Source organism: Paenarthrobacter sp. PAE-2 (genome assembly GCF_026013155.1).
Classification (GTDB): domain Bacteria; phylum Actinomycetota; class Actinomycetes; order Actinomycetales; family Micrococcaceae; genus Arthrobacter; species Arthrobacter ureafaciens.
In genome coordinates, this window is record NZ_JAPDNV010000026.1 from 1 (window position 1) to 13878 (window position 13878).

General features: G+C 57.9%; 9 protein-coding genes. 4 read left to right on the plus strand and 5 right to left on the minus strand.

The window, feature by feature from the left end; all coding sequences use genetic code 11:
• Window positions 1-182: 182 nt before the first annotated feature.
• Window positions 183-455, minus strand: a complete 273-nt coding sequence (locus OCL88_RS14950; protein WP_243542959.1) for a hypothetical protein — start codon at window positions 453-455, stop codon at window positions 183-185.
• Between the two features lie 375 nt (window positions 456-830).
• On the opposite strand from OCL88_RS14950, the gene OCL88_RS14955 reads away from it, so the two are divergent.
• Genes OCL88_RS14955 through OCL88_RS14970 form a run of 4 tightly spaced genes read left to right on the plus strand, consistent with a single transcriptional unit; the run spans window position 831 to window position 6219 of the window.
• Window positions 831-1961, plus strand: a complete 1131-nt coding sequence (locus tag OCL88_RS14955; RefSeq protein ID WP_264963028.1) for a hypothetical protein — start codon at window positions 831-833, stop codon at window positions 1959-1961.
• A gap of 13 nt (window positions 1962-1974) precedes the next feature.
• Window positions 1975-3105, plus strand: coding sequence for a hypothetical protein (locus OCL88_RS14960; protein ID WP_243542957.1), 1131 nt, complete (start codon window positions 1975-1977; stop codon window positions 3103-3105).
• Between the two features lie 2 nt (window positions 3106-3107).
• Window positions 3108-4877: an Hsp70 family protein gene (locus OCL88_RS14965; protein WP_243542956.1), complete on the plus strand. Its 1770-nt coding sequence runs from the start codon at window positions 3108-3110 to the stop codon at window positions 4875-4877.
• Window position 4878: 1 nt separating this feature from the next.
• Window positions 4879-6219 carry a hypothetical protein gene (locus OCL88_RS14970; protein ID WP_243542955.1) on the plus strand — a complete coding sequence of 447 codons (1341 nt, stop codon included), beginning with the start codon at window positions 4879-4881 and terminating at the stop codon, window positions 6217-6219.
• Between the two features lie 140 nt (window positions 6220-6359).
• Here the strand turns inward: OCL88_RS14970 and OCL88_RS14975 are convergent, their stop codons facing one another.
• From OCL88_RS14975 to OCL88_RS14990, 4 genes are read right to left on the minus strand one after another with little or no spacing between them, the layout of a single operon-like run.
• Complete coding sequence (locus tag OCL88_RS14975; RefSeq protein ID WP_243542954.1) at window positions 6360-7850, minus strand: hypothetical protein; 1491 nt, start codon at window positions 7848-7850, stop codon at window positions 6360-6362.
• Window positions 7843-9036, minus strand: coding sequence for a GIY-YIG nuclease family protein (locus tag OCL88_RS14980; protein WP_243542953.1), 1194 nt, complete (start codon window positions 9034-9036; stop codon window positions 7843-7845). Before OCL88_RS14980 ends, OCL88_RS14975 begins: the two co-directional genes overlap by 8 nt.
• On the minus strand, window positions 9033-11021 hold the full coding sequence (locus OCL88_RS14985; RefSeq protein ID WP_243542952.1) for a DEAD/DEAH box helicase: 1989 nt from the start codon (window positions 11019-11021) through the stop codon (window positions 9033-9035). The genes OCL88_RS14980 and OCL88_RS14985 overlap by 4 nt, the downstream gene beginning before the upstream one ends.
• Window positions 11018-13735, minus strand: coding sequence for a DNA methyltransferase (locus OCL88_RS14990; protein WP_243542951.1), 2718 nt, complete (start codon window positions 13733-13735; stop codon window positions 11018-11020). The genes OCL88_RS14985 and OCL88_RS14990 overlap by 4 nt, the downstream gene beginning before the upstream one ends.
• Window positions 13736-13878: the final 143 nt, after the last annotated feature.

Sequence of the window (13878 nt, forward strand, 5' to 3'; positions counted from 1 at the left end):
ACCTTCCCGCAGAATCCCAGGATCCCGCTACTTCAGGTGTCCACCAACAGAGGCTGACGCCACGCGTGCCTGTTTGCGGCGAGGAGTGCACGACGTACCTGTCGGCCTAATACGCCTAGCCAGCCGGCATCACCGGCCGCCGCTTACACCACTCATCTCATACCCGGATGTTGAGGAAGACGTCAGCTCTCGAGCCAGAACTCTTGGACGTTCCCAAAGTAACGTTCGGCGGAGGTTAGGTCCTGGGATAGGTCCTGTATTTCCTGCTCGATCGTTGCGAGTCTGCGAAGCGCGACGGCCTCTTCCTCGGGCGACTTCGCTTCGTTCGCTTGTCGCTCGATTTCTTCGGCCCGTTCCTTAGCGATAGCCAACTCGTCATCCAGCTTATCTATGGCAACACTAGCCTCTTTGATGGCGGCTTCCGCAGCTTCTGGATTCTCATCGTATCTCGTCAAAATTGATCCCCTCAGTACATTTTTAGTGACCTCGTGAATAGTCTTATCAGATCCACCGCTGCTCGTTTCCCTTGAACCTCAAGTTGCACATAACTTCGAGTATGGTTCAAGCGCAGCGACTACGTCGTCGAAGGCCTGTTACCAGCAGATATATACTCCCCACATATGCAAAAAAGCTCGCCCTGTTCGGTCACCGCTGGGCCGGAAGGAAGAACATGGGTAATTTCTCTGACAAACGAAGACACCTTACGTCTTGGCAGGCAGGGACCGCCGTCCCATGCCTAAGCATCGAAGAACATACGACCGGAGAGGATGACCGTCCTCCACGGCCGGTCTTCTTCGCGCACGACTCAACAGCGGAGATCTAGGAGCGCAGTGGGTTTCTGGCATACCGGTTACATGGAGTTCCATGAGCACACTGAAGAGGGCGGCGGAGGATTCATCGACGAGCGGCAGGTCTCGGTGTTCCCATGTACAACATGTGGCCTCCAGTTCGTCACCGAGCGTGACTTCCGTGTTCACACGTTTCAAGGACATTCAATTCAACGGCCCGTCCTGGTGTTTAAGGGCCGGGAATGCGGAAGAGGTCGACTCCTCGTCACAGAAGAAACCTCGGTCGACGACTGGGTAATACGCAATACCGATAAAGTCACGGTGAACGGCAGCACAGTCTCGTTGGAAAGCGTAGCCGAAGTCCTCTGCTCTCAGCGGACCGGGGTAGTCGAAGTTACCCTCGCGCAAAATGGTGTTCCCCGTCCACCGCGTTTCGAGTTCGAGTTCAATCTCACCGAGGAAAACGACTTGCTCTCGGTCGACGAGGCTCTAGACCGCCTAATAGATGGACGTGAGCTAAGTGCCCGCTCCATCGATGACTTCATTATGCGCTCCAAGCACTATCCGACCTCCGCCAGGTACGTCGCGGGTCTTGCCAACTATCTGTACGGCGTCATGGCCCGCGAACGCGCGGCGGAGAGCGGAAATCCCGACGAAACACCTGCTGGAGACGGCTATCAGGCTAAGTACGACCAAGCAGTCGAAATTCTCCGAAACTTCGATCGACCTCCGGCAGAAGCAATTTGCGGCATAGTCGCCTTCCACTACAACCAATTCAAACGAGCCATGACCAAAACCAGGAGCCAACGCGTCGCAGAGGCCTCTCTACGGCTCCAGTCGCTGCTCACTGGGCAACCTACCGCGCTGGGAGACCTGTCGCTTACACCGCACTCGAGTCTCGACAGAGCACTTAGCGATTCTGTAATTGAACAGGTTCTACAGTGGAGCACCATACCGCTTGATGGGTCCGCCGCGCCTGACGTTGTATCTGAGCTAACTTCAGGCATCAACACGCAGCGGTTCAACGATTCCCTCAAACTGCACCTTGTTGCCGCTGAACACACCTTCGCGGCCGGTGATTTGGTCTCCGCCAAGCGCCACGCAGAGAACCTACGTCACAGTCGACTCACCGAAGACTGGTATGCAGCCTTCCAAACCCGCGTCCAACTATAGGAGTTGCAAGATAGTGACGATAAATCCCGAATCCACTGGGCCTGCTGCTGATGTCGCGCCCGATTCCAAGCACGATGAGAACTTTCGACGGAAGGTGGCACAACCGCCGGTCACGGACACCACAGCGAGGAAGGAAACCCCCAAATCCATTCTTGCCCTCTTTGAGTTTGCTTACAGGGAACCAGGCCGAAAGCTCAACCTCACACGCAAAGCACTAGACGACATACCCCTGCAGCCCAACGCGGCACAAGACGAAGTGGATGCCGTTCGTCGACTAGTCCAAACGGATCCTTTCCTCAATGTTCCGCCCAACGTGTTAGCGGCGGTGGCCGAATTAGGCGCTGAACGACGTGTTCGTGAACGAATCCTTGATCTGGTGCTGGAAGCCATGGATAACCACAGTGTCTTTAAAAACCGGATCAGGCCGTGGATGGAAGCCCAGACCCAGGCTCCCACCCAACAAGTCATCGAGGCAGTCAAGGAAGCAAAGTTCAATGAACTTGGCCTTCAAAAACCGTCTGACCTGACCGAGGCTACCCGTGAGCGGCTGCGAGTCAATGCGGTGACAACGGTTGCACTCATGAGCGTTCTTCGGGGTATGCCACTGGATCATTTTATTGATGACATGAGCACACACATCTGGAAAAAGCACATGGACCGAAACGAAGCACGAGCTGCTGCCGTATTGTCTGCTGCCAAGAACACTGACGCCCTTCACTACCTATCCCAGCGATTCACAACTCGTGTGCAAGACAGCGATGCTGGACGTGAAAGAGCCACCATTCAGGCACGAGAATACGAACTCCGTGCGATAAGAGCTGAGGCTTTAGGCAAGCAACGACTAAGCGATCTGGACTCTGAGAGGACTCGTTCCGCACGCCTGGAGGCAGAAATCGATGATCTAAAGCGGCGCCTGGCTGCAGAGCAAAGCAGCCGGATAGTGGATCGAAGCCACCACGTAGATGACTATGAAATTCTCCGAACACAAGTCATCCGTCGCTTAACTAACCAGGTGGAGCTCCTGAACGACGGCCTTCACGCATTACGCAACGGAAGCACAGATGTTGCTGAGGAGTTCGTTGACCGAGCCCTGAACGCGATCGGCGGCGAAGTCAAACGCCTCAAAGAAATCGATGGAGTGTAACCATGATTGTCGGATTCGATTTTGGAACCACAAACAGCCTGGTTTCCATAATAAGCGGCAACCGGGTCATTGATGTCTTGGATGAAGAAGGCCGTCCTCATCCTTCCGTAGTCCGGTACGAGGGCGAGGAAGTAATAGTTGGGCGAGAAGCACGCCATGCCCTGGAAGAGGTCGGACTGGGAGTCCATGGCAGCACCGTGCGCTCACCCAAATTCTATCTGGGGCAAGAGACCATCAACGTGGGCGGGGTGGATCGCAGCCCTGTCGATATTGTGGCCGAAGTCATCAGCCATGTCCGGACAGAGTCCAAACGAAGCAATCGGCGTCAAGTGCTGGGCGAATTGGACCGTGCTGTCGTCACCATCCCGGTGAACATGAACGGTCCGAGACGTGCCGCGCTTCGCGAGGCGTTCGCTCAGGCCGGGATGTCAGTGGCCCAGTTCGTTCACGAACCGCTAGCAGCACTATATGGCTACCTTCGAGGAGCAGCGGACCCTCAAAGTGAGATGCGCCGGTTGATGCGCCGCAATGTTCTCGTCGTCGACTGGGGTGGTGGCACGCTCGACCTAACGCTCTGCCGGATTGAATCCGGCAGGATCCTTCAGCTGCGTAATGGCGGGACAGATCTCGTCGGCGGCGACGAATTTGATCAAGTTATTCGCGACGAGGTCGTCACAAGGTTCTCCAACACGCACGGGATCTCAGGATCGGACAAGCCGACACGAGAGGCACGCTTACGCCTGCTTCAACTCACGGAACGAAACAAGATCGAACTGTCAGAGCGCGCAAAAGTAACGTTCTACGGCCCGAGCTATTTCCCTGAATCTGGTACTACGCTTCAGTACTCCCTGAGCCGACAGGAACTTGACGGGATAACCCGCCCCCTCGTGGCAGCGGGAGTTCGGGAAATTGAATCACTTCTCGAAACCGCCGGAATGGCTCCCGCCCAGATTTCACTCTGCCTCGTCGCAGGAGGTATGGCAGCTATGCCCAGCATCCGGAGCAGCCTCCACGAGTTGTTCGGTCCAGAACGCGTGCTCGTCCCGGAAAACAGCGGCACGTTGGTTTCGCAGGGCGCAGCCTGGATAGCTCATGACTCGCAGCGGTTAGTACTGGCAAAGCAAATTGAACTGGAAATGTCCCGCGGATCCAGGCTTCCCCTTCTAAGCGCCGGAACGCCGATGCCCACTCACAACCATGTCCGCCGGGAGCGCTTCCACCTCTACTGCACAGACCCGACGGATGGGACCGCGAAGTTCTCAGTGGTGGCACCCTCAGAGCTGACCGAGCAACCACAGGCAAGCGATCCCAGAACTTCACTAGGGGTAGTAACCATCAAGGTCGATAAGAGTGCACCGCCGCTCACCGAACGACTCGAATTTGACGTCCAGGTGGACGATGACCTCATCCTCTCGGTAGAGGCCAAGTCCAGCCAGCAAGGTAGCCGCGCCACAGCCTCCTATTTCGACCTGGAGTTCGGAATCGGCCTCCCCGGTGCAGAGGACCTCGGATCCATCGACGCTGCCGATACCAGCCGCTTCGTGCCTAACGACGGTCTCGTAATCCGAGCCAATGTTGCAGACGAAAAGGACTCGCGCTTAATTCCAGGTGATGTCCTCTACAAGCACAAACCACAAGCGTTCTCGAGAATCCCCGGCCCCGGCCAAGCTACTGAGGAGCAGATCCAGGAACATCTGTACTACATGCCATGTGCTGTCTGTAAGCGGCAGTGGGGCGACCCTGCCTGCAGGTGCGCCTCGTCGGTAATTTAGCGTGGCAGCTCAGCAGCTTGTCGTCTGCATCGTCGACGGCGATTTCACCGTTGAAGAATCCATCCGCCGGCCAGTTCGGCTGACCCCCGATGGTTATGCCGGCATAGTATTTGCGGGCGCAGTCTACCCAGTCTTCGACGGCAACCTCGTTGACATCTCGGGAGCGTCATGGGAAATCGAGGACTGCAACCGGTTCCTCTTCTCAGATGCCTCAGTCCCCTACGCGCCCCGACTCAGTAACGCAATCAGGCCGTCTAGATTCGAAGGATTTGCCGGAGAATGGGCACTCGAAAGCAACCGCTTTGGGCACCACGTCGTTTTCAACGCCTCCGAGCGAGCTGCAGCAGAGGTCATTGGCGCCCTGGAAGCAGCGGACCTCTCAGTGCAGCGGTGGGACGTAAGCCATCGAACGGCCTCCGATGGCAAGTTCTATGACTGGTTTGCCCGCCTGCGCCTACAGGCTGGCCGCGACGAAGTAATAGCACGGGTTTCAGCGGCATTCTCGCCTTCAGCAGTCAGCCCTCTACCCGATCTCTTACAACCAGAAGATACACGGCTGGAAGACCTCACCGCCCAGGTCGAGCGTCTGCTTGACCAAACCATCACGCTACAGGAGCGCCTAACCGGGTCAGAACTAGAAGTTCACAACCTTCGCCAGCGGCTCAAAGCGGCTACAGACCGCGAAGCTAAACTGTCGGCCGACCTCAAGCGGTCGCTAGAGCACCAGAAAACTCTGCGTACCCAGATCGCGACACTGGCCAACTCAACTGAACCATCCAACTACGCCAAAGAACTCCTGGCTGAACAAAAGGAGACGGAAGAGCTACTTGAATTTGCACTGTCTGAGAACGCTGAACTCCACAGCAGCATCGCGAACTGGCGCACTCGGGCAGAACAAGATGGGGCCCGGATCGTTTCTCTGAAGGCTACGATGTCTGCCCTGCAAGACAGGATCCAAGAGTTCCAGCAACAGGAAGGCGAACGACGTAGAACCACCACAAATTCCACAGTCCCGCGGCGAGGCGTCCTCGGATTTCTGGACACGATCTTTTCGCGGCTAGTTTTCGTTCTCGATGGCGCAGAAGTCCTGGCAAATGTGGAATCACCAGCTTCGCTTCTACGGTCGCTCGTCCAGATCGATATGGGCGAGAACCTCGGAAAAGATCTAGAAGGCGTCCGAGGATGGCGCGAAATTTCGAAGCTCTCAACCGGAATTGCCGGAAGTGAAGACATGGGCCGTCTCTACTACAAGCCCGACGGCAACCGTGTGCTTGTCAGCGTTCACATAAAGCAGGACGACAAGGAGCAGCGCCGCCACATTGACCGACTTCGCTCCGTATAGCTGGCTGCGAAGCCATGCCATCCAACAGAATCGCTGACCACTCCGAACACTGAGTGCCGACCGGTGCCAGCTGTGCAGGCGGGTTGCCGACAAGATGGTAAGCACTTGATGTTCGTGAAAATGTTTGTGGCCTAACGGGGCTAGACCTTGGAGGCCGACTCCTTCGGTGAAGCATCGATGATGACAACCTCCATCGTGTCCGTCCTGTTCAGGCCGAGGTCCTGCACCGCGTTCTCAGTCTTTTCGATTTCCTTCGCCGAGTACGCGATGACGACAAAGACTGCTGAGTCTGTGCCATTCGCCTTCTTATAGACCTCGACTTGGTTCTCCATATTGCGCTTAAGGGAGCTGCTTTTGGCGAGCTTGAACTCGATCAGGGTCTTGTCGAGGCCCATCGAAATCTTGAAGTCGACCGGTCCGCGACCGTTGTTGGCTTCGCGGTTGACATCGAACCGGGATTCTTGGAGTAGCAGGCCGAAGAAGATCTGGACATCCGCTTCGCTTGACAAACCTTTACCGTCGCCCTTGTTGATTGCGCGCCAGCCGTCTTGGTTCTCGACGTAGTTCTTGAAGATTCCGACTGCCCGGCGCGCTTCCTGCTGCGAGTTCCACGGCTTCTCGTAGAGGCTCGTCTTCTGAGCGATGTCACGGGCCGCCAGCTGCACCTGGTCGCGGAGCAGGGCTTGGGTGTCTTGAACCTTCTCCCAGCTTCTGGCGATGGCCTGGTCGCCGGTCTCTTCTTTGAGTTTGATGTAGCAGTCGACGAGCTCGGGGAAGTGGCGCAGAGCGAGAGCACGCGCCTCGCGGTGGTCCTTGTCCGTAGACTTCTCGGTAAGGCGTTTGGCGAGGTAGTTGTTGACGTCCGATCTGAGCTGATCGTCTTCTGTTGCTTCGAGAACCGTGTCAAAAGATCGATCCATGTCGGAGCGGTTGATCCACGTATCGTCCTTCGTGAGGAGATCGCTGGGGGTCAGAATCACGAAATCGCCTTCCGTGAATGGGAGCTCGTACGTCCCGGCCGCCCACGTCTGGGTGTTGTAGTTGAACTTCGCGCGCGGGACCGCGATCTTCTTCCGGCTGTCCGGAGGGAGGTGCTTGATTGCGAATTCGCTCGTGTACTTCAGCAGGAAATGTTTGATGAGGTTTGTCGTCAGGTCTGAGATGGTGTCCCGGCCGACACCGTTGCTGACGAGGGCGAGCTTCTCGACATGGGTCGAGTTGGTGATGGGCTCGTTGCCGACGTTGCGGAGCAGATTGCCAAGGGCGCCGTGCATTGCGACTGCGAACTTCCTTCCGAGGCCGTGGCCGCGGTTGCTGCCGACGGTGAACCCGAGCCAGTTCTGCCTCACCTCGCTGAACGAGTACCAGCTCTTGATGCGGCCCGAATCGAGCGGTTCGTCGGCGTGATCGCGTAGGAAGCGGAGATAGTTGACGATCTGCTCGTGCAGCGCGCGGTACTCTTCCTTATCGCTGTTGAAAAGCAGGAATGGATCGATGAAGACCGGGAGGTCGGAGACGACTGAGATGTCGAAGGCACCCCAGTCCTCAAGCACCTGTGGGTCCACGTTGAATCGATCGCTGAAGTAGACACCTGCGGGGTCAGCGGCCCATTGAGCCTCCGCCTCAGCCACGCTTGACCAGTCGCTGCAGCGCCTTGTCGTAGACGTAGTCGGTGATCTCGCCGGACATGATCATTGCGACGGCCTTGTTGATAGTCTCCAGCGGCACCAGGAACCATTCCGAGGGATCGTAGTCGAGCCCTTTCCGGTCTACCTGTGTCAGGTCCAGACGCACCTCGGCAAACACCCGGTGCAGGAGGTGCTCCAGCCACGACGCACGCACGTTGTAGAGGCGGTAGTCCGCCAGCACCTTCACGGGTGCCATCAGGTAGGTCGGTGAAGTTGTCGCATTCTTGATCCGCGTCTCGACGTTTGTGGTTGAGAAACCGATCTTGTGGAGGTCGTTCATTCCCGCGATTTGGGGGTCCTCGCTGAGCGACTGCAGCACGTAGATGTGACCGCTCTCCACATCCGCGTCGAGGACTTCGCCGGCATCGTGGCCCGCCCGTGCAAGGACCTGGCCCTGCGCTTCATATAGCCGGGTCATGAGGCTCTGCCTGTACATCGCCGACTCCGTGCCGTTCTCGAAGACGACGCGCAGGCGCTGCTTCTGCCTGGGCCTACCGCCGACGATCAGGTCGACGTCCTCGCCGACCTCAGCCACGAAGCACATGACGCCGCTCAGCACGAAGAACACACCCACGCGGATGAGATCCATGCCTGTGAAGGGCATCAGCTTGTATGTGCCATCGGCCAACTCGGCGTGCTTGGCCTTGAACAGCGGCTCGAACAAGTCGAAGTCCTCGGATTTCACCCGCTGGGCAACCGAGTCCGGAGACTCGGGCCGCTTGATCACGGGTAGATCCGACACGTCGAGGATGCCGGAGTCGTCGCCGAGCAGATCGTCCAGCTCATCGCTCTCAAGAAGGTCGCCCAGCGACTCAGGAGCTGCTTCTATTGTGAGTAAATCGAACTCCGTGTCGAGGTGTTTGAGCGCCGCAATCTTTTCGTCGTTGGCGAGGATGCCTTCGAGCCGGGCCCCGAGCTTCCGTTCGGCGATCTCCCGGGTCACCGAGCTGGGCAGACGCCCGTGCGTTCGCCGGAACTCCACGATCTCCAGGAATGCACGTTCGAGCCGGTCGGACGAGGTGATCTTCCTGGGCTTCTCGGGCGCGTCGAGGAGCCCGTCGAGGTCGTTGTCGATGAGGTCCTGCAGGGAGGACGGTGCTGCTTCGAGGATGTCGTCGTAATCGCTCATTCGCTCTCCACCATCTCATTTGCCCGCTTTTCGGCTTCGAGCTTCTGCTTCGCCCGTTGGAGCCACAGCAGTGCGTCTGCATAGCGCTTCTCAGTCGGGTCCTCGGCCCGCGAGTCCGGTCGCCGGCCACCGTTGACCTTGATCCAGTTCTTGATCTTGGGGACGAGTGCCAGCGCTTCTTCTTCGGTGAACTCGACACGGGTGGCCGTGATCTGGTCCTGAATGATCCGGAGCACTGAGGGGGTCACCGATTTCGACATGACCTCGAAGGCGCGCTGGAACGGATTCACCGAGTCGATGAGGTTGATGTTGAGGTCGTCGATGTTGACGAACTTCTCTGCCATTTTGATGAACCGCTTGTCGCCGACTGTGCGCACTTCGCCGTTCTTGATCACAGAGTCCACGACGACCTGCTGGCGGACCTCCTCCACCTGGGCCTCAGTGAGATCCGGGTACTTCTCGCGGATAATTTTAGGGATAAGCACCTTGTTGGTCGTCTCCGCGTCCACAGAGCCGGCGGCGGCGCGCGCGAAGGAATCGTCCTGGAGGATCGTCGCCTTCAGGTCGTTCAGATCAGTCTCCACGATCTGCTTCACGCGATCGCTCGACGGTTCCTTGAAGCCCTTGATCTTCAGCTGGCCCGGCACCTCGGAGTCGTCGCCGTCGAACTTCTTCGTCTTGAAGGTGAAGTTCTGCGCGAGCACCTGTTCCATGAGGAGAGAAGCGGTGATGGCCTTGAGCATGTTGTTGACCGAGACCTTCACCTCACCCTGTGTGGCGTCCGGCTCGGCGATGAGGTTCGTGAACTGGGCGTGCTCCTTGCCGGGGCTGTCGCGGGTGACACGGCCGATGATCTGGATGACCTCGGTCAGCGAGGCCCGGTACCCGACGGTGAGGGCGTGCTCGGCAAAGGGCCAGTCAAAGCCTTCTTTAGCCATGCCGAGGGCGATGATGATGTCGACTGCGTCGCGGTTCTTGGAGGCTGTGTGTGCCAGGTAGTGGAGGGTGTCGCCGCGCTTCCTCTGGTCGGTGTCGTCGACGAGGTCCGCGACACGGACGATGGTTCCAGTGTCCTGCCGGCGCACGCTGATGATGCCCGTGTCCCGGTCGGTCTCCTCGACGTGCCCGATGACATCGATGATGCGGCCAATCTCTTCGAGCTTGTCCTTCGTGGATTCACCCGAGTTGACGTTCGGGATGTGCACGATGGTTTTCTTGTCGAGGTCCAGCACTTCGCCGATCGCGTCGGTGTAGCGGCCCTGGTAGAAGTGGTGGCCGATGCCGAGCGAGTGCAGATGCTCGTAGCCGTTGAGCTGGTCGTAGTAGTTGAACGTGACAGGCGTGAACCTGGCCTCGTCCTCCGGCGAAAGCACCGGGACGGAGTCCCCGCGGAAGTAGGAGCCCGTCATCGCGACGATGTGGACGTCGCTGCCTTTCATCACGTCCCGCAGGAGCGCGCCGAGGCGGCTCGACTCAACGTCCGCGGAGACGTGGTGGAACTCGTCGATCGCGAGAACTGTGCCGTTGAACGACTCCGGTGCCAGCTTCTCGAACGCGAAGCGGAGTGTCGCGTGGGTGCACACAAGCGTTGCATCGGGCCCTTCGAGGAAGCTGATGAACGCGTCGACCTTGCCGGCTGAAGAGCCGGCATCACAGAGGTTGTGCTCCGGCTTGATCTCCCAGTTCGCGAAGAAGCCGAACTTGGACAGCTCAGTCGAGGCGAAGGACGCGCCAATCGAGCGCTCCGGGACAGCCACGATGACCTTCTTGCGTCCTTGGTTGTAGAGCTTGTCGAGGGCCACGAACATCAGCGCACGCGATTTGCCCGAAGCGGGCGGGGCCTTGACCAGCAGGTGCTGCGCGTCACGCTTCGCGAAGACCCGCTGCTGCATCTCGCGCATGCCAAGCGCGTCCGTGTTCACCGAAGCCCTCGTTTGGGCATAAGTGACGTCGACGATGTTGATGGGCTTCTTGATCGCGTTCACTTCGCGGTCCTCCGGGTCTTCCTGGCTGGGGCTTTTGTAGCCTCGGCTTTAGTCATCTCCTCATACATAGCAAAGAGGTCCGACAGTCTTTGTTCGTCAGTCTCGTAGCCGCGTTTGGAGTAGATGGAATCGACCAGTGCGTCGATCTCCGCGTGGGCGGCGCGAAGATCGTCGGGCATCAAGTCAGGATCATAGAGCTCTGCCAAGGTCCGTTCGCAGTGGTACTCGCGGACGTCGAGCACCCGCAGTGCAGCGACAGTGAGCTTTTCCTTCATCGCATCTGGCAGTGGCGGGACGGGGAAGTTGTTGTAGACGATGGTGTTTGAGTAGCGGAGCCTAGTCTCCATCTGGCCGGCAACCGCACGTGTCCAGGACATGTGCATCGATGAAGTCAGCACAGCGAATACCCACGGCTCCGCGTCGTATGCCGCGTACGCTTGGTCATTGATGACGTATCCCTCATCCAAGTAGCCCATTGGGATGTAGGTCCGCCGTTCCGACGAGACTCGCGGCACGAAGATCGAGTTTGACGGTTTGTATGCGATCTGCTTGAACCGGTGTGGACGGCCGGCGAAGTCGACCGTACTCTGCGCCTTGCTCTCGAGTCGCCACTCCGAAAGCTTGTCCAGTCGGGAGGCTATGGGTGGAATCAGGCGCGCAGCTCTAACCTCGCGATCTGTAATCCATAAGCAGTATCTCTCGATGTCGTTGATGTAATCGGCGGCACCGACGTATCTCTTCACGAACTGAGCGGCTATAGGGTGCTCGTCGAGCAACCGTGCCTTCTCATCGGGCTCAAGTACGAGGTACCCGCCGTCCGTTGGCTTCGACCCAAAGGCCATGGGTGGGAGTCCAGTTGAGATCGGCTTCATCTGACGACCTACTATGATGCTCGGGGCATCGGTGAGATAGCCGTTGATGTTTTTGGCGGCGATTTGAAGATCGTCTGTGAAGATGTATTTTGGCGCATTCGACTCATTTCGAAGACTTATGACCGCCACTGTCACACCTGCGTTGCGCTTGGCGTTGTTTTCCCATTTGAATGAGGTGTAGGCAAAGCCAATCTCAATTCCCATGTTGAAGATTGTGGGAAACATCAAGCTCACGTGTTCGCCCTGTGCGACGGAGTTTGTCGTGACGAATGCGAGCTGAGCCCGAGTTCCTTTTATGTAATCGGAACCCTTTACAAACCAGAGAGCGATGTAATCGAGGTTCTTCGAGAAGGGTCGCCGACCAAAAACGAAAGAAAAGTCTGTTTTCTGGTCGCTCGACTGCATGCTCGACCCCACGTATGGGGGGTTCCCGATCAGATATATCTCACCGCCGTCGTTCGGGCAGACATGGTTCCAGTCGAAGTGGGTCGCGTTGCCCTGCTTGATCTGACCGGTCTCCTTCAGCGGGATCAGCGGGATCGAGACATTAAACTTTTCCTTGAACTCCGTGTTCATCTGGTGCTTGGCAATCCAGAGGGAGAGGATTGCGACTTCTACGGCGAAATCATCGATTTCGATCCCGTAGAAATTTTCGATGTTGATCCTGGACTCTGCGAACAATACGAGGTGTTTGTCGTCCAGTTCGGCTAGACGTTCGAGGATCGCATGTTCGAGCTTTCGCAGCTCCTTGTAGGCGATGATCAGGAAGTTGCCGGAGCCACAGGCTGGGTCAAAGACCTTGATGGCGCTGATCCGGTTGAGCAGTGCTTCCAGCTTCTTCACGGAGTCAAAGCTCTCGTCGAGCTCGTCCTTCAAGGTATTGAGGAAGAGCGGTTCGATCGTCTTGAGGATGTTCGGTACCGACGTGTAGTGCTGGCCCAGGTCGCTGCGCTTGCCTGGCGTGACGATCGCCTGGAACATCGATCCGAAGATGTCCGGGTTGATCTCGCGCCAAATGAGCTTGCCGGCGTTGATGAGTTCTTCCCGCGCCTTCTTGGTGAACACCGGCACAACGTGGTCCTCGGACATCGTGAACAGCCGGCCATTGACGTAGGGAAATGCCGCGAGGTGTTTGGGCTTATCGGACGCGTCTGCAGTGTCCAGCGCCGTGAACAGGTCTGTGAGGAAGTCCGCGGTGTCCGAGCCGTCGTCCAGCGTGTGGGACCCGACGGCATTAGTGAACTGGCTCTCGGCAAAGATGCCTGTGTCCTCGGCGAAGTAGCAGAACAGCAGACGAGTGAAAAACAGGTTAAGCGCGTGGCGTCCCCCTGGCTGCTTAAGAAGATCAGGGTTGGCCTGCAGCAGCTCATCGAACAGTTTGCCCATGCGCTCGGCAGCTTTGACGTCCGCGTGGGTTTCGGCGACGTACTGCGCCTTCTCCATCCCCGCCCAGGGCAGGAAGAAGGTGAAGTGCTGGCCAATTTCCCCGATCGGGAATCCGATTGTCTCGCCCGTCTGGGTGTCCGTGGCCACGAGCTCGACGTAGTCGGTGACGATGACGAACCGCGCGCTGAAGCGCACGACGTCCGGGGATTTCTTCAGCTCCTCGAGTTCTTCCAGGGTGTCGCCCGATGTCTCCTTGAAGTAGACGACCTTCTTCTGCGCGACCTCAGTGTCCTTGTCGGCAGCGACGTTTAAATCGCCATTGCGCAGGCGGGTGATGCTGCTTTGGGGCTTTCCGTAGGCGAGCAAGAGATCAAAGATCAACTCGCGGTCGTACGCCTCACGGCCTCCGAGCGGAGCAACGCGCTCTTCGATGGCTTTCAGATTTAGCTTTGCCATGAACGGGCTTCCTCCGCGAACGTTTTCCTGCCGTGGTCCGCCTTGCCCTTGGTACTTATGTGCCTGCCCCGGGGGCAGGCTGGAAGACCCTCGGTCCGCGGTTTACACACGTTGTTACTCCTTACAAGGTAGGGCGGAAGCGC